The organism is Paenibacillus xinjiangensis (genome assembly GCF_059686975.1).
The window spans coordinates 1-23,194 of the sequence record NZ_JCAALS010000012.1 but is presented as its reverse complement, the minus strand read 5'-3'; the positions used below and the strand labels follow the sequence as shown (position 1 = coordinate 23,194).

Genomic DNA, 23,194 nt, shown 5'->3' with positions numbered 1-23,194 from the left:
TTTTTGTTTCTTTTGACAGCTTATCTTCGTGGTATGATAATTGTTTCCTAGTTTGCCCTCAATTTTACCCGAAGCCGTCTTCTCATTCTTAATTGATAATACCCGATACAAGCTGCTAACCAGGTTCCACTGGCGAGATAGCCTCCAATCACATCACTTGGAAAATGTACCCCCAGATAGATCCGGCTGCCTCCTATAAGCGCGATGAGAGCTGACCCAATGGCAATGAGTACAACTCGAGCAGTTCTACGAGGAATGTGCTTCCACAATAGAAAAATAAGGATACCATATAGAGTGAATGCCGCCATCGAGTGGCCACTCGGGAAGCTGTATCCTGTCTCTTCAATAATGCGATATAAGGTTGGGCGTGCTCGTTGAAAGATCAGCTTAAGGAGCAAGTTGAGCAATGCAGAGCCGCTAACCACACTTACGAAGAACAACAGCTCTCCCCTATACTGGAGCTTGGCTAATACGATGAGCATCACAAGTGCTATAACAATAACAGCTGCGTAAGATCCAAGAAACGTGAAGCTTTTCATCATTCTGGTTATTCCTGCGTTCTCCAAGCCTTGTACGACGGATATGATGTTTTGATCAAAATTGATCGATACGCTGATCACCGATCAAGCTTGCAATCCATGTAAAGCCTATAAGCCCAACCAATGAGAGAAAAAAAGCGTGTGTAAATACTGATCTTAGTGACAATGGCTGGACTCCTTAAGCATTTTATCTCCTCGCTTTATCCATATAATAGAAATAATATCGTAACTTTTGAGACATTTGTCACGTCTAAAATATGGAAATATTATAAAGGAGTGTGAATACTATTAAAACACAAATCCAATTAGTTTTGCTAATGATCACTTTTGTTCTGGTTATAGTTGGTTGCTCGACGAGCAATAGCACGTTTGAAGATTTAGAGAAAAGTAATGAAGTATTAGTGAAAGGTGAACAGTTCGAGAAGACAATAACTGATTCTGATCAAATAGCTAGCCTAGTCAGCCTATTGAACAAGAGCAAAGCAATAGATCCCCCTGAAAAAGCCAAAGGCATTAATCATGAAGTCGCTAATGAAACGGTTCTATTACATTTTTCTGAAACAGACTTCTTCTATATCGGGGACGGCTACTTGTATTACGGAAATACAGGGCAATATTATTCAGTTTCCAGAGATATTGAAAAGTATACGAGTGTTGAATTGTTACGTTGATGGTTTTGAGCGTACAAATTCGCATTTCTAGATAAAGATAGACTACCGCATATCCTCAAAATCAAAAAAGGATGTGTTCTATCATAAAAAAACTAGCCTGTTTACTTTTCGTGATAACTTTGATCATGGGATGGAATATCAACACTCAAAGTACGCTTCAGTCAGATTTCGTAACTGACGCACCGGTTTACATCGATGACAATAAATACAAAGGTAATGAGCGCGAAATTGTTGAAGTATTAAACCGCTATATCCATTTTTTTTTACGAGAACGATGTTTATGGTTATAAAGAACTTTATGTTGATTCACAATCAATGAAGAGTGTTGACAATTTAGGGAAAGTCATTCACCAAATAACTGATGTTAAATTTGACGAAGAGATCTCATACGATATAGGAGTCAGTGACCAAGCAGTCATTGTTGAGTCGTTAGAGCGAATTCCTAGGTATTCGTCTGAAACACAAAATTATAAACAATTATTTATTTTTAGAGATACAGAAGCAGGTTGGAAATTGATTGGAATATCTGACTGGTGGTGATTTAAATTCGATTTAGCAATTATTCAATTCTGATGAATACTGCAGAATAAGCCGTCCCTCTACCAGGAAGGAACGGCTTATTCCATTAACGCTTCACCTTGACCCATGTTTCTTTCCAATGGCTCTCCCAGATCGCATCGACGATGCACATGGATTGGTGGCCGTCCTCGAATGTAGCGAATGCGGGTATATCTTGCTTTAGGTCTTTGCCGTCACGGATAAAAGAATAAAAGTTCAGCATCATGTTTTTCACCGAATCCGGCCATCCCTCGTTATGACCACCTGGCAGGTGAATGGAGGAGCGGGCTTCTCTCGTGAAGAGCGCCGGATCGGCGAGCAGCACTTCATTCGGCTTGTCGCGGTGGCCAATCCACAGCTTCTCCGGCTCCTCCTGATTCCAGAAAGCGGATTGTTTGCTGCCGTTCACTTCCGACACCGATAATACCTATTTTCACAGTAGTCATACATTATCCTCTCCAAGAAAAGAATGTATAGGTTGTTAGGAACATAATTACCCATCGATAGCAGCAACCCAACAGCTCCTCCCTGTTAAAGAGATATATACTGTTCGTATTTCCAGTCCATTTATCAGGCTTGCCGCACTTTATTCTGCATGAAGGTGTACACATCTTTAAAACCCATATAGGATAACACGATCAGCAATGGATACACCGGGTAGATATATCGGGACTTTATTTCCCATAACAGATAGAATGCAATGAAGCCTAGGACTACCAGAATTAGAGTGGTTTCCTCGAATTTCCCGGCTTTCAATCTACCAATTAAGCGGATGAGAATCCCTACGTACATCAGAAAGCTTATAACATACTGAATCCAAATCAGGCCAACTCTGTATAGCGAATCCGTTTTGAATAATTCTGTAGCCCATGTTGTATAACTATAACGCTCCTGATTAAAGCCCCGTTTGCCACCAGTAACCGATGAACCATCATTGCCCATACCGTACCGTTCCATCTGATAAGTGCCTTCCGTCCAAGTCCAAATGAGTTTTTTATAATACATCTTCACGAGATCGGATACGCTCGCTTCGGAAAGCTTATTACTAATAGATGCCTTGAACAATTCTGTACTGTCTGCTTTATTATAGTCAGCGTCTCTCTGATAGATATTGTAGCTTTGCCGGTTATCCCAGAACCCAAACGCATTCAGGTTAATGCCCATATTCAGCCACATATACACAGGCGCAGCATTTTCATTTGCCGATTCATCTATGACATGAGTAGCCTGTAGGACAGCATTTTGTGTCCAGCCTGGAAGATTAAACAACGCCACCAAGATACTCAAAGAGGCTATATTCTTCTTCCAGCCAATCTTCTGCAGGTTGAATACAAGACACAGAATCACGGCGATCAGAAAAATAACCCCGATGCTCCTAAAATAGTTGCCGATAGCGAGCAGAATGGCAGCAATGATAATCGCCTTCATGGATTTTCTTCGGATAAATCGAACGGCATAATATAAAGCGCTGGTTAGACACGCAGTAGCGATTAGATCATTATAGATAAAATTACTCATGAACAGGGCCGGCATAAAGGCTGCACCAAACACCAGAACTCCGTAGTCATTGTCCTCAGGCCTGTCACTAAGCTCTTTATACAGCAAATAAATCATTAACGTAATAACGAGTGAGCATAGAATATTAAACAATTTTATAACCCAGTAGCTATCCGGAAATAAATACAACAATGTTTTCAAGTACAAAACGATGGAATAATTAAACGGAAACATATGTAGATAACCATCTGTTTGAAAGGAGGAATAGTCATTCTGATACAGCATATCCGTGGCCAGTGAGAGCACCGTTCTGGAATCATCCGTAGGCAATCTCGGAAACAGAAAAATGATCCCCAGCTGGATGACACAGGAGACAAATAATGTGGAGGGGATTACCATTTTCCAACTGTATTTGTTCAATTTCAAACACCATTTGTACATAAGGATGCTTACAGCAAGGACAATCCCAATCAGCAAAATAAATAAACTAAGCTGCTGTTTTTCCAAGACCGGAGTATCTCCATATATATAAAAATTGTACTCTGCTCGAACAAAAAATGAGGATACGATAAAAAGGGCTATAAAAAAAGCAAGCAATATGTACAAAGCTTGCTGGATTCTATTAATCATAGACAACCTCCTTGATGCAATCCATATAGAAGCAGTATACACACCGAATCTGAAAACCTCATGAAATGGACCTGAGCGCCGGCACTCGAAATTTAATATTTAGCGACCTTATAAAAACAGCATCCCTAACGTTAGTTGTATCTAACATTAGGGATGCAGATTATGTGTATGGTCTTATACTGCGGTATAACCGCCGTCGACCGTGATTGTTGTGCCTGTGATGAACTCATTTTCTGCCAAGAAGACAATTGCATGTGCAATTTCCTCTGGTTTGCCAAGACGGCCAATTGGATGCTTAGCAACCAATCCATCGTAGAAGTCGCCCAGTGCTGCTTTGTTTACAGCGCCCGATTCTACGAACCCTGGAGCTACAGCATTAACTCTAATGTTATGTTCAGCATACTCAACAGCCAGTGATTTCGTCATTGTATTTACAGCACCTTTAGCAGCGTTATAAGGCAATGCGCCTGCTTGTGCTACAGATCCTAGAATTGAAGCCGTATTAATAATCGAGCCTCCGCCCGTTTTGAGCATTTCTTTAATGGCATGTTTCGAGCCTAAGAACACTCCGCCTTGGTTAACATCGACAATTCTTTGGTAATCTTCATAAGTACGTTCGTGAGATGCTTTCATGTTGCCGAAGCCAGCATTGTTCACCAGTACATCAACTTGTCCGAAGTTCTTCACGGTTTGAGCAATCATATTCTCAATGGAAGCTTCATCAGAAACATCCACTTTTACAAAAAACACTTCTTTATTTTGTGCTTGTAATTCCTTCTCAAGCGCTAGACCGCCTTGCTCGTTAAAGTCTGCGATTACGACCTTGGAACCTTTGTTCACAAAAGCTTTTACAGTCTCTAGACCAATACCGGATGCGCCGCCCGTTACAATTACTGCTTTACCATTTAGATTAATCATGTATAAATCTCCTTTAGATTGATTTGAACAGTACTAAATCAGCTGAAGTTGTGACAATTTGTTGTATAACATCACTAAGTTTAGCACTTTAATTGTCGATTGTCGACAATTTAGTAAAAATAAATCAAGCTTATCTTGAACTTAATTTAAGGTTTCAAGATGAGCTTGATTGATAATCGTAATCGCTTGCTCGAACTGCAACTCCTCTATTGCTGCTACAAAAGACAGCATCCCAGAATGATATAAAGTCATGGTATCCACCGTCCAGTGAACGGAAGCAAAAACAATCAATATTTGTGTAGACTCTTCAAAGAAACGACTTAACGCTTTGTTGTTGGCCGTAGCAATAATAAACCGCAGCAAACGTTGGGCAGATTTCTGATAAGAGATAAGATTGCGCTTCTCAAATTCCGCATTAAGATCTTCCATGAAAGGAAGCAGCTGTGAGAATCGGTCCGCATTCCATCTTCCATTCGAAAATTGAAAAGACAGATCAATTAATCCCACCACAACCTCAACGTATTCTCTAATTTCGTTGGTTGAGAATGTTTTAATAATGGTTCCACGGCGAGGAAGCTTCTCGACAATCCCCTCCATTTGGAGCAAATACATAGCCTCACGAACCGGTGCGCGACTAATATTCAACTGCTTCGACAATTCATCCTCGACAATTTTATCTCCAGAGCGAAGCTCTCCCCTTAATATTTTACCAATAATATTCTTTGCAATTTGTTCGGGTAGCGATTCACCAAAAGCTGCACTTCCAGATAGATCCTCAGACATGTATGGCACTCCATCTCATTATTTACTTGTAGCGTTCATTATAATTAGGTCAATTATACGACAATTGAATAAGGATATGTTGTGTTTTTACAATTAACTCTTCCATCTATAGGCCACCCCATCCATCATCATTAGACAATCAGAATCAATAAATTCAGTATTTGAAGTCATTCTTGCTGGGAAATGATCGGTCTGGAAATATTCACTAAACAACTATGTGAAAGTTGCTCTTTTCCTAACAAAAAAACAGATCCGACTCCGACACTTTTCACATGTCACAGGATCTGTTTCCATTCCTACTCGTTATTAACTTAAGCTTCAAGCAATCTACGTTTTAATGCCTCAATCTGTTTATTCTCCAGGCCAATAGAAGCAAAATAACGCTCAGCATCACCATAGACTGCTTGTAAATGGTCGAGCATCTGCTCCATGTTCGCTGGCGCACTGCCGAGGAACGCTTCATACATCGTCTCCGGCATCGCTTCAGGACGATCCTCACGCAGCTCATCTATTATAGGTGCAAGATTAATCTCCGTCTCTGCATAATCACTCACGATGACCTCACGCGGTACACCAGCTAGATTCATCAGCAATGCTGCTACGACGCCAGTACGATCTTTACCAGCGGCACAGTGGAAAAGAACGTTTTTGCCTTCGGCATTAGCAATAAGGTTGAACACTTCACGAAGCAGCGGTCCGCATTCATCGAGCATTCTGACATACATATCGCCCAAGCTGCGGATAGACCCCATTGTCGTCGTAGCAGGATTAATAAGGCTGACATTATGATATTGAACAGCTATGGAGTCCGCGAATACATTCCTCTTCTGCAGCAACTCTGTTTCATGTCTCAGATCAATAACAGTCTGTACACCGCGACCAAGAATTACATCTTGATCTTGTGCTGTCAGTTTATGAAGCCCATCTGCCCTGAACAATCTACCTGACTGTACCGTGCGGCCGTCAATAGTTATATAACCACCGATATCCCGTACATTAAAAGCCCCGTCCAGCTTAAGCAGTCTTTGCAATGGATTAGCTGATGTTGTCATTAATCTATCCCGCCTTTTATGAGAAAATCCAGTTTGTCTTTGCAATAGTAGTCTTTAATGATAGCTCATGTACAATAGGTTTCACAGTAAAGATATTGTGAATTCGAAGCTTAACCTTGATTGCCCTCAATCGCAAGCAGCAGTATTCCAGCAGCAAGCCCCAGACGTCGATCCAGCTGATTATCAGTATCCAAGGAGAAATCCACATCCAGCTTGCTGACAAAAGGATTGAAATTCTGTTTGAATACGGTTACTATTCTAGCATTCATCTCAACATGAAACTTCTGTGGTATCAAGTTGGTTAGGAACCTTCTAATCAATGCCAGCAGCTGGCTGTCTTCCTTGATAAGCCCAATCTCCACTTCGTTGGGACTCAGGATAACCCACTCATCCTTAAGAATGGACTTCATTCCTTTGCGACGGAGGGAGCCAAGACGCTCTTTGGTCACAGCGTCAACAACATCATATACGGCTGAGAAATCGATTACACTGCGCGCCTGTATCGTGATCAATTCCTCACGCATACTCTCGTCTCCATACAGACGAATGTCCTCCTTCAGCTTGAACGCTTTTAGCTGTGAGAATAGGACCAATTCACCGCTGGTATCATATACATGAAATTTGGCTCCTACAAGAGAGAGCACCTTTTTTCTCATCAAATATTGTTGATGGTTAAATTTTGGATTCATCGATTTTCCTCCTTTTGATCCTTTCATATTAGAAATGATCAATTACAATAATATACTAAGCACCTTATTGTTAGCTTCCTGTTCACAATATGAATTGGATATAACAGACATTACGATTATATCATTCCATATAATAGATTACCTTAACAAAAGGAGATTCGATATAAATGACGAAGCTAACGCCTCTTCTTGATAACTATTTATCTGACTATGCCAACAACTGGCCGCTCAGCGGTACTATATTGATTGCGTATCATGGTGAGGTGATATTCAGAAAAGCTTACGGATATGCGAGTATCGAACATCATGTACCGAATACGATGGATTCTAAATTTAGAATTTGGTCTCTAACTAAATCGTTCACTGCAATGGCAATTATGATGCTCTATGAGGAGAACCTTCTAGATTTGAAAGATAGCATTAGCCTATATTTACCTGAATTAGAGCATTTGAGCTAGATTTCAATCACTCATTTACTGACCCATACATCAGGACTCGTTAATTACAGCAGTCTGCCTGAATATAATCAAAGCTTAAATAAGCTCAGACTGTCCCCTTCTGACGTACTTAAGCTATTTATAGATAAGCCACTTGCCTTTAAGCCAGGGACTTCTTTCTCTTATAACAATTCTGGATACTTTTTGCTTGGTTTGATCATCGAGCGCATTACAGGCTCAACCTATGAAGCATATGTAGAGGAGCGTATATGGATACCGCTTGGGATGGACAACACCGGCTTCGATAACAACAGGAAAGTGATTAACCGAATGAGTTCATCGTACCATGCCTCAGGTGAAGATTATATTTCATGTGAATATATGGATATGAGCTCCAGCTTCTCGGCAGGAGCAATGTATTCGACGGTTGATGATTTGTACAAATGGGACCAAGCCCTATACACTTCTAAACTCGTTACGACACATACAATGAAGCTTGCTCTCCAACCTAATGCTGTGAATTACGGCTATGGATGGTTTCTAGATCAACATTATAACCGATGCAGAGTGTATCATGGAGGAGCCTATCGCGGGTTTCGTAGTGAAATGCACAGGTATATAGATGAGCATACGACAATAATAATGCTGACAAATTATGATTTTGTTCCTGTGAATACGCTTGTAGAGTCTGTAACAGGAATACTATTTGGTGAAGCAATCCAAGTACCTGATCGCCCGCTGCCCTATGCCATGGATAGTCAAATTTATGCTGCCTACATGGGCACCTATGAGGGCTTGGGCTGCAAAGCTGTCGTTAACAGAAAGGGAGATCAATTGTATTTTATGTGGAACGATTCCGAAGTCATTCCCTTTTATCCGATATCAGAGACAAGCTTCCATCACACCTGGCAGGATTGGGAATGTTCTTTCACAATAGACAATAACGGAGACATCTCGTTTCTTGGGATGAGTAAAACTTCGTAGCATTCCATTCCACAGAATATGAAAATCATCTCATGCTACTCCTCTTCAATTTCAGGAACAGTCGGTCTGTGCTCGATTGGAGAAGACATCACGATCAATGTAGTTGAATCTCCATAGGTACCCAATTCGTTCATTAGAGCTTCGATCGATTGTAGAGTTTTACCTACGATTTTGACCAGAAAATTGTATTGACCACTTATCCGATGAAGCTCCAATACGTCGTGTGTATGGTTGCAGTGCTCGACAAAATGCTCACAGCTCTTGGTATGGAACAACACAAAAGCCATCATCGGTTTGTTAAGCTTCTCGTTGGAGACGACCGTACGATAATGATCAATTATGCCTCTCTCCTCCAGCCTTCGGACTCTTTCCGTAACCGCCGGTTGAGATAAAGAGACCGCCTTCTGCAGAATCATGATCATTTTCTTGTCCAAAGCGTCCATAACAGTCACCTCAATATATTTTATAAGCAAGAGTGAGAAAACGCATTTATTTTTTAGGTTATTTTATCATAATAGCTTCTTTTCTCAATGTAACATTCGTTCTATCTAGTATATAATGTTGGCTATAACAAATTAGAGGAGCGAATGAGTATGTGTACTAATCGATTGCTGGAGCAAGTCAAGATAGGGGAATGGCTCCTTCGCTCGCGAGTAGTGATGGCGCCAATGACACGCAGCTGCGCGGACGATGCTACAGGAGAGGTAGGACCAGATGTCGTTGAATATTATCGAAGACGGGCTGCGGATGGGGTCGGTCTTATTATTACCGAAGGTATCAACCCAACTAAGAGAGGTAAAGGTACATTCGGAGTACCTGGACTGTATACAGCCAATCAAACAACGGCATGGAAAAAAGTAACGGATGCTGTTCATCAAGAAGGTGGAACGATTGTTGCACAGCTATGGCATGTCGGCAGACTCGCCCATCCTGAATTGACCGGCGGTTTGCCTCCTCAAGCCCCTTCTTCTATTGCAGCTACTGGTCTAGTCCATCGCTTGCGCCAACCATATGTAACACCTCAAGAGATGTCCATTGACGATATACGCAAAGTGATTGAAGATTATGCAGCAGCTGCACGTAATGCCTTAGATGCAGGCTTCGACGGTGTTGAGATTCATGCCGCACATGGCTATCTCATCGATCAATTTAATACGGACTTGACCAACAATAGGACTGATCGTTATGGAGGAGATCTTCCTCAACGCCTGACCTTTTTGAAAGAGCTGCTTACTGCGGTCATCGCAGAGATTGGTGTTGATCGAACTATCGTTCGATTCTCAGAGATCAAGGATGACCTGCCAGCATTCAAATGGGCTGATCCGGAGCAGGCTGTTGTCGCTTTCATTCAAGTGTTCAAATCATTAGGCCTGAATATCCTTCATCCATCGACCAATCATTTCACTGAGGTTCTTGCTCCTGAGCGAACCTTCCATCAGCTTGTTCGCCAATATTGGGAAGGTGTTATTATTGGGGTTGGGAACCTACAGCCAGCTCTAGCGGCTAAGTCTATAGAAGAAGGAATCATCGATCTTGCAGCCTTCGGACGGCCATTGCTTGCTAACCCAGATTTTGTTCAGCGGATATCACAGCAGCAAGAGCTGCAGTCCTATGTCCCTGCACTTCATCTTAATCATTTAGTGTAATCATCGATCCTTCTATTCGTGGATAACTTAATTTGCATTGGCACAATTGTCCAATTAAGCTTAGCTTATTGAAATCTTGTTCATAGATAATGAGCTTTATTAATGGATAAACACCACCTGAAGCTATTAAAAAAGCTGTATTCATCATTCCAATTCCTACTACGTCTCCGAGCGCTCCATCAGCCTCTACAATACGGACATATTAACTGCTGATGAGCTTAATCGACTGCAGCTTTTTAATTGGGAGCCTAACGAAATTGAGAGGCTAAGCCATGATGAATTGAATCGGAAGCTGATTGCCCTTCAATCGTTCAATCAGCTCTCCTGGCACAGTATTGCTGGCATATTCTTAGCCGGTGTTGGCGGAAGCTTTCTTGGGGGTATCTCTTCCTTAAGCAATTATCATCAAGTAATTCATATGTCCTTCCAGCCTGCCATCCAGACGCGTGATTTGTTTCTTTTTCCCTGAAAGCCTATAATCAGAAGATCGATAAGGTATGGTGAAAGTAGGTAAGCAATTCATGAATTTGTCATCATTGCTCGCAGCAATCCAGCCGCTGGACTTAAGAAGCTGTCTTGTCTCCCATAGAGGCGAGCTTATCTTCGAACACTATAGAGACCAACATACAGCAGTTGAGACGGCTAAGATTAACTCGTGTACCAAAAGCGTGCTGTCCTCCTTAGTCTGTATTGCTATGGAACAGCTATTGATTCCAGAGCCTTCCACATTGGCCTCAGCATTTTTTCCTCAGCTTGCCCAAGATTCGGATTCACGTAAGCATTCGATAACGCTTGAGCATCTGTTAACGATGTCCGCTGGATTCAGGTGGACTGAATTTGGAGGGATTAACTCTTTTCCTAATATGATTCATACCGCTAATTGGGTTCAATATACCTTGGATCAGCCTTTAGCTGATGCTCCGGGAACACGGATGGAATACAACTCTGGTATCTCGCAGTTGTTATCCGCGATGATCGTCCAGTCGAGCGACATGCCTACCGCACAGTTCGCTGAACGTTACCTCTTCCATCCCCTAGGAATAGAACAGTATGAATGGGAGACTGATCCACAAGGCATTCATACTGGTGGATTCGGACTTCGGATGCTCCCTTCCGACATGCTGAAGCTGGGTCAGCTGTATTTGCAGAATGGTGTGTGGAATCAGGCGCAGTTGATACGCAAGGATCTGCTTGAGCGTACTATAATTCCCGCATTCACTGCAGAATCTCCCCGCCACGGCCACTATGGCTGGCATTGGTGGATTGATACATTCCCTATGGACCCTGAGAGACCAGCAGATACTTCGATAGCTTATTATTATGCACTTGGATTTGGTGGTCAGAATATAATCGTGATCCCTTCTCTTGATGTGGTGGCTGTAATTACCAATGATAAGCTCAAGAGAGGCAAGCCTCCTGCTGATGTATTCCGTCAATTCCTCGCCCCTTTGTTGGTGATGGACTAAGAATCCTGCCGTTACCGTTCGACAACAAGCAAGCCAAGATGCATGTATACATGTACTCTAGCTTGCTTGTTTTTAACGAAAAGGTGGTTCTTCTATTCGCTAAAGAACCACTTTCTTTTCCTTTAATGAGTATATTCCCACAACATTCTCTTTCAATAACTAATCTGGGTTCGTATACGCTTAGAATAGACGAATACAATTTAGTCGAATGTCTCTATGACATACACCCACTCCCATCAGACGGCTTAATCATACAATAAGGAGTAGACAAAAGGAGGTGCTCACCATTTCTGGATTCGTAGGTGGAGGCTTTAACAACACGGGTACTATTCTTGTACTGTTCATCTTATTGGTCATAATCGCTTGCAGCTGTGGAGTATTTGGCGGCGGGTACGGTAAATACTAGGCTTATTTGCTGAAAATCATACACGTAGAAAAAGCCCACATTGTGGGCTTTTTCTCGTTGTCTAGCCTATAACCAATTGTAAGTTACTGCAATTGAACGGGCTGCTTCGCCGATTGACGCTTCAGCCAATAGCAGAAGCCTGCTCCAATTAAGGATAAACAAGCCATGAGGGCATAGAGCCTGTTACCACCGAAATTCTCGAATAAGAAGCCCCCAAGGAACGAGCTAATAATGCCAGACAGACCGAAGAAGATAACAGCTAGAATGGTTTGTCCGGTTGCTTTCCATTCATCTGGAATGATGGCGTACAGATACTGAACAGCTGCGGCATAGAACAGTACGAACGTTGGCCCCTGAAGCAATTGAAGCAGAACAAGGAATGAGGGATTATCTGTTATCGCCATGAGCACATATCTTAGCGCATAGATCACACCGGCTAATGCGATCATTCTCAGCTCCTGCCCCTGCTTAATTAATCGATGCACGAACGCGAAGAATACGACCTCAATAATAGTCATAATAAACCAAGCATAGCCAACCTGCGTTAGGCTTCCCCCGGTGCTGGAAATATACAAGCCTACGAACGTATCGTTCGTCCGATGAGGCACGGCCAGGATAAGCACCATCAGGAAAAATGCAAGGGTCGAGCGCTGGGACAAAAACCTCCGCATATCCTGTATGCGAAGCGGCTTGCGACTTGCCTCCACATCGGTAAGAGTTGTGCCAATCAATATGGCCAATATGCCATAGCCTAAGAACAGATAGGCTATACTGGACATGCCTAATTGATTCGTCACGAAGCCAATGATGAGAGATGCAGTTGCGTAACCGAGTGCACCGAACATTTTGACCGAACCATAGGGAACACCATATCGCTGGGCAGATTGATAATTCAGGCTTTCTATTAATGGATCAGAAGGCATGAAGAAAATATACATTAGTCCAACAGTGATCACTAGAACGAATAATGCAACGGATTGGAACATGTAGAAGCCTATAATGGCTGAGATGCTTATGATGAGCAGCAGTACTTTTTTGATCGTGTTTCTACTGTCGCTTACAATGCCCCAGAAAGGCTGGGATACGATTCCGATACATCCCCCAATACCCAAGATGAATCCAATCTGCCCTTCTGATATTCCCTTATCGGACAAATAAATAGGCAAGAACGACAAAAATATAGCAAACATAGAAAAGTAACTAAAGTTAAATAAACGTAAGCGAAGTATTGGCAACATCATGCTTCCTCTCTGGTGGTCACTTATACATATCCTCGGATGAACGCTGCTTGAGCTTATCCATATCTTTGACGGTTAGATGACCGTTTTTGCGCTCTATAATACCTTCTGACACCAGCGTCCGAATGACTCGATTCAAATGTCGGTAGCTGGTTCCGAGCAACTCGGCAATTTCTCCTAAGTTCGCGGTCTTAATTTCATCCGTAATCCATGATTTCTCCATTACCATGGTAGAGACTAGGTAATTCGTGAATCTTTGTTCCACGGTTGAAAGCTGATTCACGCTGGTGGAGATGAGATTCGTCTCAAGCTTATGAGTAACCTGCTGCAGAATATAATGAAGAAATACTGGATTATGGTAAAATTTTCTGTACAGCATGTCGTACTCCACTCCGATGATCCATCCCTCTGTAACCGCCTCTACACTTGAGCCTGTCTGATTCTTCGTTATGAACTCCAAATCTCCGATAATCGAGAGTGGATTACAGAACCGCAGGAGCAAAGACTTCCCGCTTGAGAGCGTCGTGAATATTTTCAACCTGCCTTGTACTAAGAAATACATTTGGCTCAGGCTCTCGCCTGCTGCGCACACACGATCTCCCTTCTCCAGCTTGTAGAGCCTCAGCTCAGACTCCAATTGTTCATGAAATAATTCGTCCAGCTTATGCTCCAGCAGTGCCGCATGCAGCCGCCCGCTATCTCGGATGAGTCTCAATGTTCTAGTCCTCCCTCATGTGGAAGTGCTGTAATTCCATTAAATACGATTGTTGTTTATTGAAAAAGGACATATGTCCTAAACTTATCAAATCGATCTGATTCAAACATTATTCGCCTTCCCCTAATCCATATAATCGACGATAAGCGGTCGGAGTCATGCCTTCATGCTCCATGAACCGTTTGTTGAAATAACTAACGCTTGGATACCCTGCCTCCTCCGCAATTTGACCGATGTTCGTCCCCGCTCTCTCTAGCAGCCATTGCTTAGCCATCTGCAGACGACAGCGTGTGATGAAATTCATCGGAGTCATCTCCATGACACTGCGGAACAGCTTGCAGAAATAATAAGAGCTTACGCCTATTCGTTCTGCCCAATCCTCGAGAATAAAGGGCTGAAGTGCATCCTTTTGCATGAGAGGAAGAATCTCAAGTATGCGATTGCTTGACGTGCCGGATTTACTGCTCGATAGAGCAACCGCTTGCTCAACAAATACAGACAAGAGCGCATAGGTTAGAGTAGACAAATGGACAGGATGAAGCATCCGATGATTCTCAGCTTCACTAAGCAGAGCCTCATGCGCCTCTTCCCATGCGGCAGCGTGACGGATTTTCCACAGTGCGCTCTGATGAAATCCTCGTTCCACCAAATATTCCTGCAAGCCATTGCCGTAGAAATGGACCCACCTAATATCCCATGGCTCATCCTTGCTGCTGTAATAGCGCTGCTTCTGTTGGGGGAAATAGAGTACAGCATCGCCTGCTCCCAGCTGATGAACGATACCCTCGATTTCAACATATCCCTTCCCGGAGGCTACATAATGAATGTTGCAATTGTTCAATGCACCCGCTTCCCGCGTCACACTATGCTCAGGATGATCGCGATAGACGCCCACTGACTCTGGAAAACAAAAGAACGGCATATGTGCAAGTGTAAGCAAATGGCTCTGTCTCTGCATACTTATCACTCCAATGACAATATTGTTATAACGCAATACAAAATATTATTATTTAAATTTTAATTCCTATCTCATATAATCGCAATATAGTCATAATAACTTTAAAGAGGTGAGCTTTGTATCATGAGCAATAAGTTAAAATGGGGCGTATTAGGCGCTGCCAAAATTGCAAAAGGTTCAGTTATTCCTGGCATCCAGCAATCGCAGTGGAATGAGGTACATGCTATAGCAAGCCGTGATCTGGATAAAGCGCAGGAAGCTGCAGATCAATTGAATATTCCAGTTGCATATGGCAGCTATGAGGCCCTGCTTGAAGATAACTCGATCGATGTCGTCTATGTCCCGCTTCCGAATCATCTTCATAAAGAATGGGCAATTCGGGCAATCGAAGCTGGTAAGCATGTCCTGTGCGAGAAGCCAATCGCCTTGACTGAAGAAGAAGCGACAGAGATGGCTGATGCGGCTGCCAAGGCAGGTGTTATGCTATCCGAAGCCTTCATGTATCGTTACCATCCGCGCTATGACAAAATTAAGGAAATCATTGCATCCGGTGCAATTGGAGAAATTCGAGGCATCCACAGCTCATTCACCTTCAACAATGCAGGCCACAAAGAAAATGTTCGTTACCGCAAAGCCTGGGGCGGTGGCTCGATCTATGATGTAGGCTGTTATCCGATAAGCGTTGCTAGGCTGCTGCTAGACAGAGAGCCAGAGGCCGTAACTGTGCAAGCCTTATTCTCGCCTGATCATGATGATGTCGATATGATGGCCTCAGGCATCATTGAATTTGAAGGCGCTGTATCCCTAACCTTCAATTGCGGTATGTGGGCCGCATTCCGCAATCCGCTCGAGATTCTTGGCACAGACGGCTTCATAGAAGTACCTTCTGCCTTTATTACGCCTACCGAAGGCAGCGGCAATTTCTTCGTCACCTCACAAGGCAAACGCGAAGAAATTGAGGTTCCACATGTGAACGCTTACAGTTTGCAAGCTGATCAGCTGGCTGCGGCCGTTAACGGACAGGTTGCACAACGATTTGCACCACAGGATGCTATTCACAATATGAGAGTCATCGATGCATGCCTGCTCTCTGCACGTGAAAGAACAAGAATTTTATTATAAATCGATCACTAGGAGGCTATAATCCAATGAAATATATATCTGTCAAAGGCTTAGAGAAGCCCGTTTCTTTTCTTATGAAAGGCTCTGATTACTTTTTCCATGACTCCTATGAGAAAGCTGCCGCGAATTTAGATGCTTACCTTGCTATTGGGGGCAATTCCATCGATACGGCTCATATCTACTGCGGCGGCCAGAGCGAGGAAGTGATTGGCCGTTATATGAAGGAACGCGGCAATCGCGACAAGCTTGTCATCTTGACCAAAGGCGCTCATCATGACAAGAACGGTCCTAGAGTGAGTAAGAAGGATATTCTTCACGATCTAACGATCAGTCTAGAGAGGCTGCAGACCGATTTCATCGACATGTATGCTCTTCATCGTGATGATCCCGCTGTACCCGCTGGTGAAATTGTAGAAGCGTTGAACGAGCATGTTGCATCAGGAGCAGTCGGCGCTATCGGCGTATCGAACTGGACTTGGCAGCGTATTCAAGAGGCTAATGACTATGCAGCCGCTAAGGGTCTGACTGGGTTCTCCTTCAGCAGCCCGAACTTCAGCCTTGCTAAGGCTAATGAGCCTTTCTGGGCAGGCTGTGTATCCGCAGACGCAGAGACGACCCTGTGGCATGAGAAGAACCAGATTCCCCTATTCTCTTGGTCATCTCAAGCAAGGGGCTTCTTCACCGGCCGATTCTCACCAGAAGTTCGGGATAATGCCGATCTTGTCCGTGTGTTTTACAGTGATGACAACTGGGAGCGTCTCGAACGCGCCAAGCAGCTTGCAGCAGACAAGCACGTTACTGCCATTCAGATCGCTCTTGCCTATGTGCTGAACCAGCCTTTCCCAACCTGTGCACTCATTGGTGCCCAATCTGTGGATGAGCTTCGTTCCTGTGATGAAGGCTCGATCATCCAACTGACGAGACAAGAGCTGGACTATTTGGATCTTACCTCTGATTATTTATAAGCATATCCATGCTCTCGGGTCCCGCTTCTGGAACCGGGAGCTTTTTAATATTTCGCATGATGAAGGGATTTAGTGTAGAATAGAGCTCATACCGTATTTTTAATTTAGGAGTTGTATAAATGGCAAAAGGGGAAATTGTTTTAACCCGAGAAGGGAAGGCGAAGCTAGAGCTGGAGTTGGAAGAGCTCAAAACCGTCAAGCGCTCAGAGTTAGCCCAACGCCTGAAGACAGCCATCAGCTATGGCGATCTGAAGGAAAACAGTGAATATCATTCTGCCAAAGATGATCAAGCGTTCATGGAGACAAGAATAGCTCAGCTGGAAAAAATGCTGAAGTTCGCTCGCGTCGCTGATACAGATCAAGCAGACCTCAGCAAAGTCCATGTGGGCTCTATCGTCATTCTGAACGATATCGAGGTAGCAGAACAAATCGAATACCGTATCGTCGGCCCTGCAGAAGCTGACGTTTTCGATAATAAAATTTCGTATGAGAGTCCACTGGGCAGCTCGCTCATGAACAAATCCGTTGGTGATATTATTAGCGTAACTGCACCAATGGGTATTATCAAATATGAGCTTCTTGAGATCAAAGCGCATTAAGCCTATAGCAGTATGCTCCTATGCTCGCACAGAAAACCTCCGAGATCACTTTTTAAGTGGGCTCGGAGGTTTTCTATTTCCAACTATTGATTTTTCTCCACAGTAGAGCTTGTCTCATTCAAGGACACTCTGCCTTTAACAGGCCTCTGAACCCAGTTATCACGATTCATTCGTTTGACGGTGTTCAGCTTGTCATTAGCATAACTCTGTTCAGCTGGGACTGGCTCTGCCGCTGGTTGATTAGATTCTTTAGCCGTTCGCTTGCCCGATAAGCCCCCGCCATTATGTTTCCCTTTATTCCACACGCTTCCCTTACCCATTCCCACACTCCGTTCTATCTTTGAACCGATAACTACACTCTATCGTAAAGGAAAGCTCCGCATTAGTCTAGCGAGTGCTGCTCATCCTCCCTCGCATTCTCCAAGCTCAGCACCAAGACGCCCTCCCTATGAGAAGCAGCGTCATCCTTATGCTTAATTACAGCTTAACCGTAGTCCTCGCCTTTATGTTCGCCCACCTTCCGATTTGAGCGACTTTATAGGTTACACCTGGTACAAGCTTCACCCCATCTCTTAGCTCGAAGAGGCCAGTTGTGAAATTCCTTGTACCTGTTTTATATTCTGCTTTGAGCAGCGTACCGTCATCGCCGGTCAGCTTGAGCTGGCGTGAAGCGAACAGCTCGTCCATAGGGTCTTTTTTCAAGGTTACCATTAAGGCTGTATCACCCTCTGGTTGCACGCTCAGAACTGGAATAGGCTTGATCTTCCTCGCCTTGAAGGTGGGCTGCTCCACACTCGACCAGTCCGAGCTTACCATGTACTTCACTCCTGGCTTAAGCTCTTGTCCTTCTGCTAGACGGAATTTCGGCGCTTGTCTGCCATCCGTCGCTTGTGTGAATCGCACGTAGGTGGCCGTAAGCGGCTGACCGCTTTTCGGAGTAATCGTAAGCTGTATATCCTTTAAGGAAGGGATGACGTCGAAGGTTCTTCTGCCTGCCTGATTGTGATCATCCACTTCAAAGTCCAGACCACCGCGATAGCCGGCATGAGCTTGAACAATATTCTGATAATCCGTTACGTTATCCTCAAGGCTTGACTCGAGCTCAAACGTATCATAAGCAACCTGCTTCACCTTATCCATCGGGATTTTACGTGTGTTCGCAATGAAGGAGACAGGCTCTCCCCCTGCATAGCTTAGCGTATATGTAACACCGGACTGTTGTACAGTAGTTGGTACAATATAGACTGCTGCTGAGCCTGTTTTCAACTGTGGGATGTTGCGTACCGTCAAGGCATTGCTCAGCTGAATCGTTTGCCGTGCTTGCCTAAGCGTAATCTCGTCTGGCGGGATCGGCTGAGAGAACTTCACCTGCAGCGTGATGGGGTTCAATGATTTCACCTCAACAACCTCAAGGGTTGCTTCTATTGCAGCATTGGGGTCAGATACAGCCCTCAGCTTCGACTGAGCATGTACGGCTCCGTTATTTATAGGAACAGAAATCCCAATCAGCAGCAATAACGCTGTTACAGCCATAATTTGATACTTTCTCATCATGTACCTCCTTGACATTAGGCGAAGATTCCCTGAATCAAGGTAGTATGTTCATATCCTTTTTTCCTATTCTCTGAATAGATCGATGAAATGACTTGCACTCTTGGAGAGATAGCGATCCTTCAGCCACAATATGCCGACGTCAGACTGGAAATCCGCATCTGCAATCGTCAGCATCTGGATCATTGGCAGAGGGAATGAAGCCATAACCGACTTAGGGAACACGGTTGCCCCTATGCCTGCTGCTACAAGAGCAACAATAATCGCCACACTGGAGCATTCACAGATGACCTTGGGCTCGAATCCATGAGCTCTGGCCTCGATCATCACTCTGTGATGCATTCCCGTCGTTTTATCTGTTTTCAGAGTCAAAAAAGGCATATCTGCCAGCTCACTCATATTCATCGTCGTTTTGCCTGGTTCCTTAACCCATGCAGAGGGCAGTACCGCGACAAACGGATCTGAAGGAAGCGGCAGCACCTCATAAGGCTGAGTATCATTCGGCGACTCGAATGGGAGTCTGGCAACAATAAGCTCAATGCTGCGTCTTTCCAGCTGGCTTCCCAGAATAAAATGATCGCCCTCCGCTATTTTGAACGTTACTTTGGGGTATAATTGACGGAAACGATCAATTCTTGGCGGCAGCAGGGAGATGCAGGACACCACTGAGCCAATTGCGAGCACGCCTTGCATACCTGAATCCAGCTCCTGGACCTCTTTCATCGTTTCGTTGAACTGGTACAATAGCAGCTCTGCCTTATCCCGCAGCAGTTCACCTGCATGCGTAAGAGTCAGCCCTTTACCGCTTCTATCGAATAGAGTCACATTAAGTTCCTGCTCCATGAGCTTCAATTGGCGGCTTAGAGGAGGCTGCTCCATATTCAGTAATTTAGCAGCTCGTGTGATCTGTCCTTCCTTTGCAATGGCCAAAAAATATCGCAGCTGACGTATATCCACTAGTACCTCCACACTATACCTTATAGGTATGATCATCCGATAAAACAGATATTATTAATATACCTGCTAGGATGGTACGATTCAACTAACTAGAATGACGGGGAGATGTTACCGTAATGAGCACACCGATTCAGATCCAATTATCAACCTCTAAGAAAACGAAGCCACAAGCAGCTGAACTGAGCTTCGGCAAGTATTATACCGACCATATGTTCATTATGGATTACGATGATAGCACAGGCTGGTTCGATCCACGTATCGTTCCTTATCAGCCCATTACGCTTGACCCCGCTGCCAAAGTGTTTCATTATGGGCAAACCGTATTCGAAGGGTTAAAAGCTTACTTAACTGCTGACCAAAAAATTAGATTATTCCGTCCGACCAAAAATATCGAGCGTCTGAATCGTTCCAATGAGCGTCTAAGCATTCCGGCCATCGATGAGGATCTCGCTCTTGAGGCGATCAAGCAATTAATTCTAACAGACAAGGATTGGATTCCTTCTGAGGAAGGCACTTCGCTGTATATCCGTCCGTTCGTTATCGCTACCGAAGCGGCGCTTGGGGTAGCACCATCAACGCAATACAAATTCATGATTATTTTGTCGCCAGTTGGCTCTTATTACGCTGAAGGCATTCATCCTGTCAAAATCTTTGTGGAATCGGAATATGTTCGTGCCGTAAAAGGCGGCGTAGGCAACGCAAAAACCGCCGGAAATTATGCGGCGGGCTTGAAGGCACAAGAGAATGCAACGAAGCAAGGCAGCTCTCAAGTATTATGGCTTGATGGCGTATATCGCAAATATATTGAGGAAGTTGGAAGCATGAATGTCTTCTTCCTTATTAATGGCACGATCGTAACGCCTTCCCTCAATGGCAGCATTCTCGACGGCATCACGAGAAATTCCATTATTCAGCTTCTCAAGCATTGGAATATTCCTGTAGAGGAAAGAATGCTGTCCATTGATGAGCTGGTAGATGCTCATACTAATGGACAGCTGACAGAAGCTTTCGGTACGGGTACTGCGGCCGTTATTTCCCCTATTGGAGAGCTGCTCTGGCTGGGCACCAAGCTCGTCATTAATAATGGTGAGACAGGCACTCTATCCCGCAAGCTGTATGATACGCTTACTGGCATTCAACTGGGCACAACCGATGATCCATTCGGCTGGACAATGGAGCTAAGCGACAGCAACTAGCCATCATTCGTGCGTACCGTACGCCTTATGACTCGCGACCATAGGTTTTAACATCCATTTGCTCCAAGCTTTTGAACTCATAGCCCTGTCTGCGAGCCTCATCGATAATCGCAGACAGAGCTTCTGCATTATCCTTGGACACTGTATGCAGTAGAATGACAGCTCCGGGATGCAGCTGCTTAACGACCTGCTGGAAGGCATATGAAGCCCCCTTCTGGTTGTTCACATCCCAATCCTTGTAGGCGACCGACCAGAACACATTCGTATAGCCGGATGATTTGCTAACCGCTAGAACATGGTTGTTGAAGATACCTCTAGGGGGTCTCAAATACGCCATGTTCTGCTGGTTAGTCAATACCCCAACCTGCTCCTTCACCTTCTCAAGCTCTGTTTGAATTTGACTTTCTCCAAGCTGAGTCATATCAGGATGACTCCATGAATGATTACCTACGAGATGTCCCTCTGCTGCCATCCTCTTCACCAGCTCTGGCTGATCCTTTACATAATGTCCAGTTACAAAAAATATCGCAGGTACCTGCTTTTCTTTCAGCACGTCCAAAACTTTAGGTGTGTAACCATTCTCGTAGCCATTATCGAATGTGAGATACAGCTCCTTCTTCGACGTATCCCCTAGAAATATCGCCTGATGCTTCATGACTATATCCTTGAAGCCCTCTTCATTAATGGATGGCAATCGGCCGTTCTCACTCTTCTTGAATCCAAAATGAAACACGCTGCTCTGGGCCGCTAGCACTGAACTGCTAAATAGCAGCAAGCATGTTAGTGCTGTGATCCAGATTATCGCTCTTCTCAATGTCATTAATCCTAGACTCCTCTATGTGTAATTTCGCTTATTATCCCCATATGACCCTTATGTATAAATAAAATTAGATTGACAATTTAAGTTGCCTTGCTTATAGTTGCCTTAACAACTATTAACGGGATGTGATGATATGCGTGAACGAGGCCTGGACCATTCCATTGGTTTTTTACTTGGCATTGCCAGTCGTAAGATGTCTCATTTATTCATGATGCGGATTAAGAATTACGATCTTACGCCGGAGCAGTGGTCAGTACTATACCGAATATATGAGCACGATGGACTGATACAGAAGGATATCGCCGAGCGCTCTGGCAAAGACAAGCCTACAACCACGAGGATATTGGATACGCTGGAGAGCAAGGGGTTTATTAGCAAGCGGGCTGGTCGGAATGATCGGCGATCCTTCCACGTGTATATATCTGAACAGGGCAAGCAGATCGCAGAGGCTATTGCACCAATTGAATTCGATACTATTAATCATATTGCGCAAGATTTATCAGACGAGGAATATGAACAGCTAGTTGGTATGCTCTTAAGGCTTAATAACAGAGCGACAGAATTAGCGGGGCTTGAAAAAGAGAAGGAGTAATGACATCATGACCACACATAAGGAAAAACTTTGGACCAAATCTTTTATAACGTTAACTTTAAGCTACTTATTATTGTTCATGAGCTTGCAAATGTGCAGCTAGAATAAAAAGTGGACACTCGTTAAGTGTATGAGGATAATGACAATAACGAGAAGGGGTGTCCTGTATGGAGAAACAACCACGTAATCAATATACAGAAGAGTT

25 protein-coding genes and 1 pseudogene are annotated in these 23,194 nt (G+C 43.9%); 11 read left to right on the top strand and 15 right to left on the bottom strand.

All coding sequences use genetic code 11. From position 1 onward, the window contains the following. Nucleotides 1-47 precede the first annotated feature (47 nt). Complete coding sequence (locus AC6ESP_RS13590; protein ID WP_497097277.1) at nucleotides 48-620, bottom strand: phosphatase PAP2 family protein; 573 nt, start codon at nucleotides 618-620, stop codon at nucleotides 48-50. 197 nt (nucleotides 621-817) lie between these two features. On the opposite strand from AC6ESP_RS13590, the gene AC6ESP_RS13585 reads away from it, so the two are divergent. After that, nucleotides 818-1,210, top strand: a complete 393-nt coding sequence (locus AC6ESP_RS13585) for a hypothetical protein (protein WP_497097276.1) — start codon at nucleotides 818-820, stop codon at nucleotides 1,208-1,210. A gap of 315 nt (nucleotides 1,211-1,525) precedes the next feature. Continuing rightward, nucleotides 1,526-1,750, top strand: a complete 225-nt coding sequence (locus tag AC6ESP_RS13580) for a hypothetical protein (protein ID WP_497097275.1) — start codon at nucleotides 1,526-1,528, stop codon at nucleotides 1,748-1,750. 85 nt (nucleotides 1,751-1,835) lie between these two features. On the opposite strand, the gene AC6ESP_RS13575 is transcribed toward AC6ESP_RS13580, so the two are convergent. From AC6ESP_RS13575 to AC6ESP_RS13550, 6 genes are all read right to left on the bottom strand, one after another. Next, nucleotides 1,836-2,186: a hypothetical protein gene (locus tag AC6ESP_RS13575; protein ID WP_497097274.1), complete on the bottom strand. Its 351-nt coding sequence runs from the start codon at nucleotides 2,184-2,186 to the stop codon at nucleotides 1,836-1,838. 152 nt (nucleotides 2,187-2,338) lie between these two features. Continuing rightward, nucleotides 2,339-3,895, bottom strand: a complete 1,557-nt coding sequence (locus tag AC6ESP_RS13570; RefSeq protein ID WP_497097273.1) for a glycosyltransferase family 39 protein — start codon at nucleotides 3,893-3,895, stop codon at nucleotides 2,339-2,341. A gap of 174 nt (nucleotides 3,896-4,069) precedes the next feature. Beyond that, a complete protein-coding gene (locus AC6ESP_RS13565; protein WP_497097272.1) occupies nucleotides 4,070-4,813 on the bottom strand; it encodes an SDR family NAD(P)-dependent oxidoreductase in 744 nt (247 codons plus the stop codon). Nucleotides 4,814-4,954: 141 nt separating this feature from the next. Further along, nucleotides 4,955-5,596: a GntR family transcriptional regulator gene (locus AC6ESP_RS13560; protein ID WP_497097271.1), complete on the bottom strand. Its 642-nt coding sequence runs from the start codon at nucleotides 5,594-5,596 to the stop codon at nucleotides 4,955-4,957. Between the two features lie 311 nt (nucleotides 5,597-5,907). Then, nucleotides 5,908-6,648 (bottom strand): tyrosine-protein phosphatase, encoded by a 741-nt coding sequence (locus AC6ESP_RS13555; RefSeq protein WP_497097270.1) that lies wholly within the window; start codon nucleotides 6,646-6,648, stop codon nucleotides 5,908-5,910. Between the two features lie 110 nt (nucleotides 6,649-6,758). Beyond that, on the bottom strand, nucleotides 6,759-7,337 hold the full coding sequence (locus tag AC6ESP_RS13550; RefSeq protein ID WP_497097269.1) for an LURP-one-related family protein: 579 nt from the start codon (nucleotides 7,335-7,337) through the stop codon (nucleotides 6,759-6,761). Nucleotides 7,338-7,504: 167 nt separating this feature from the next. Between AC6ESP_RS13550 and AC6ESP_RS13545 the strand changes: the two are divergent. Next, a pseudogene (locus AC6ESP_RS13545) lies at nucleotides 7,505-8,758 on the top strand (serine hydrolase domain-containing protein). Nucleotides 8,759-8,793: 35 nt separating this feature from the next. Here the strand turns inward: AC6ESP_RS13545 and AC6ESP_RS13540 are convergent. After that, nucleotides 8,794-9,201, bottom strand: a complete 408-nt coding sequence (locus tag AC6ESP_RS13540; protein ID WP_497097268.1) for an Lrp/AsnC family transcriptional regulator — start codon at nucleotides 9,199-9,201, stop codon at nucleotides 8,794-8,796. A gap of 150 nt (nucleotides 9,202-9,351) precedes the next feature. Between AC6ESP_RS13540 and AC6ESP_RS13535 the strand changes: the two genes are divergently transcribed. The 3 genes from AC6ESP_RS13535 to AC6ESP_RS13525 all read left to right on the top strand — a co-directional run bounded on the left by AC6ESP_RS13535 (nucleotide 9,352) and on the right by AC6ESP_RS13525 (nucleotide 11,870). Beyond that, nucleotides 9,352-10,404, top strand: a complete 1,053-nt coding sequence (locus AC6ESP_RS13535; RefSeq protein ID WP_497097267.1) for an oxidoreductase — start codon at nucleotides 9,352-9,354, stop codon at nucleotides 10,402-10,404. Between the two features lie 280 nt (nucleotides 10,405-10,684). Further along, nucleotides 10,685-10,873: a hypothetical protein gene (locus AC6ESP_RS13530; RefSeq protein WP_497097266.1), complete on the top strand. Its 189-nt coding sequence runs from the start codon at nucleotides 10,685-10,687 to the stop codon at nucleotides 10,871-10,873. A 28-nt stretch (nucleotides 10,874-10,901) separates the two neighbouring features. After that, nucleotides 10,902-11,870, top strand: coding sequence for a serine hydrolase domain-containing protein (locus tag AC6ESP_RS13525; RefSeq protein ID WP_497097265.1), 969 nt, complete (start codon nucleotides 10,902-10,904; stop codon nucleotides 11,868-11,870). 489 nt (nucleotides 11,871-12,359) lie between these two features. Here the strand turns inward: AC6ESP_RS13525 and AC6ESP_RS13520 are convergent, their stop codons facing one another. The 3 genes from AC6ESP_RS13520 to AC6ESP_RS13510 form a co-directional block, all read right to left on the bottom strand. Beyond that, a complete protein-coding gene (locus AC6ESP_RS13520) occupies nucleotides 12,360-13,514 on the bottom strand; it encodes an MFS transporter (protein ID WP_497097264.1) in 1,155 nt (384 codons plus the stop codon). 19 nt (nucleotides 13,515-13,533) lie between these two features. Next, nucleotides 13,534-14,229 carry a Crp/Fnr family transcriptional regulator gene (locus tag AC6ESP_RS13515; protein WP_497097263.1) on the bottom strand — a complete coding sequence of 232 codons (696 nt, stop codon included), beginning with the start codon at nucleotides 14,227-14,229 and terminating at the stop codon, nucleotides 13,534-13,536. A 109-nt stretch (nucleotides 14,230-14,338) separates the two neighbouring features. After that, nucleotides 14,339-15,187 (bottom strand): AraC family transcriptional regulator, encoded by an 849-nt coding sequence (locus tag AC6ESP_RS13510; RefSeq protein ID WP_497097262.1) that lies wholly within the window; start codon nucleotides 15,185-15,187, stop codon nucleotides 14,339-14,341. A gap of 123 nt (nucleotides 15,188-15,310) precedes the next feature. Between AC6ESP_RS13510 and AC6ESP_RS13505 the strand changes: the two genes are divergently transcribed. The 3 genes from AC6ESP_RS13505 (at nucleotide 15,311) to greA (ending at nucleotide 17,873) form a co-directional block, all read left to right on the top strand. Continuing rightward, nucleotides 15,311-16,309 (top strand): Gfo/Idh/MocA family protein, encoded by a 999-nt coding sequence (locus tag AC6ESP_RS13505; RefSeq protein WP_497097261.1) that lies wholly within the window; start codon nucleotides 15,311-15,313, stop codon nucleotides 16,307-16,309. A 26-nt stretch (nucleotides 16,310-16,335) separates the two neighbouring features. Beyond that, nucleotides 16,336-17,274, top strand: a complete 939-nt coding sequence (locus tag AC6ESP_RS13500) for an aldo/keto reductase (protein WP_497097260.1) — start codon at nucleotides 16,336-16,338, stop codon at nucleotides 17,272-17,274. Between the two features lie 119 nt (nucleotides 17,275-17,393). Then, a complete protein-coding gene (gene greA / locus AC6ESP_RS13495; RefSeq protein ID WP_497097259.1) occupies nucleotides 17,394-17,873 on the top strand; it encodes a transcription elongation factor GreA in 480 nt (159 codons plus the stop codon). Nucleotides 17,874-17,956: 83 nt separating this feature from the next. Here greA and AC6ESP_RS13490 read toward each other — a convergent pair whose 3' ends face one another. The 3 genes from AC6ESP_RS13490 to AC6ESP_RS13480 form a co-directional block, all read right to left on the bottom strand. Then, nucleotides 17,957-18,193 carry a hypothetical protein gene (locus tag AC6ESP_RS13490; protein WP_497097258.1) on the bottom strand — a complete coding sequence of 79 codons (237 nt, stop codon included), beginning with the start codon at nucleotides 18,191-18,193 and terminating at the stop codon, nucleotides 17,957-17,959. Between the two features lie 157 nt (nucleotides 18,194-18,350). Continuing rightward, complete coding sequence (locus AC6ESP_RS13485) at nucleotides 18,351-19,424, bottom strand: hypothetical protein (protein WP_497097257.1); 1,074 nt, start codon at nucleotides 19,422-19,424, stop codon at nucleotides 18,351-18,353. Between the two features lie 66 nt (nucleotides 19,425-19,490). Beyond that, nucleotides 19,491-20,381 carry a LysR family transcriptional regulator gene (locus AC6ESP_RS13480; protein WP_497097256.1) on the bottom strand — a complete coding sequence of 297 codons (891 nt, stop codon included), beginning with the start codon at nucleotides 20,379-20,381 and terminating at the stop codon, nucleotides 19,491-19,493. A 116-nt stretch (nucleotides 20,382-20,497) separates the two neighbouring features. On the opposite strand from AC6ESP_RS13480, the gene AC6ESP_RS13475 reads away from it, so the two are divergent. Beyond that, entirely contained in the window at nucleotides 20,498-21,577 is a 1,080-nt protein-coding gene (locus tag AC6ESP_RS13475) for a branched-chain amino acid aminotransferase (RefSeq protein ID WP_497097255.1), read from the top strand. 25 nt (nucleotides 21,578-21,602) lie between these two features. On the opposite strand, the gene pdaA is transcribed toward AC6ESP_RS13475, so the two are convergent. After that, complete coding sequence (gene pdaA, locus AC6ESP_RS13470) at nucleotides 21,603-22,397, bottom strand: delta-lactam-biosynthetic de-N-acetylase (protein ID WP_497097254.1); 795 nt, start codon at nucleotides 22,395-22,397, stop codon at nucleotides 21,603-21,605. A gap of 133 nt (nucleotides 22,398-22,530) precedes the next feature. Between pdaA and AC6ESP_RS13465 the strand changes: the two genes are divergently transcribed. After that, complete coding sequence (locus AC6ESP_RS13465; protein WP_497097253.1) at nucleotides 22,531-22,989, top strand: MarR family winged helix-turn-helix transcriptional regulator; 459 nt, start codon at nucleotides 22,531-22,533, stop codon at nucleotides 22,987-22,989. Nucleotides 22,990-23,194 lie beyond the last annotated feature (205 nt).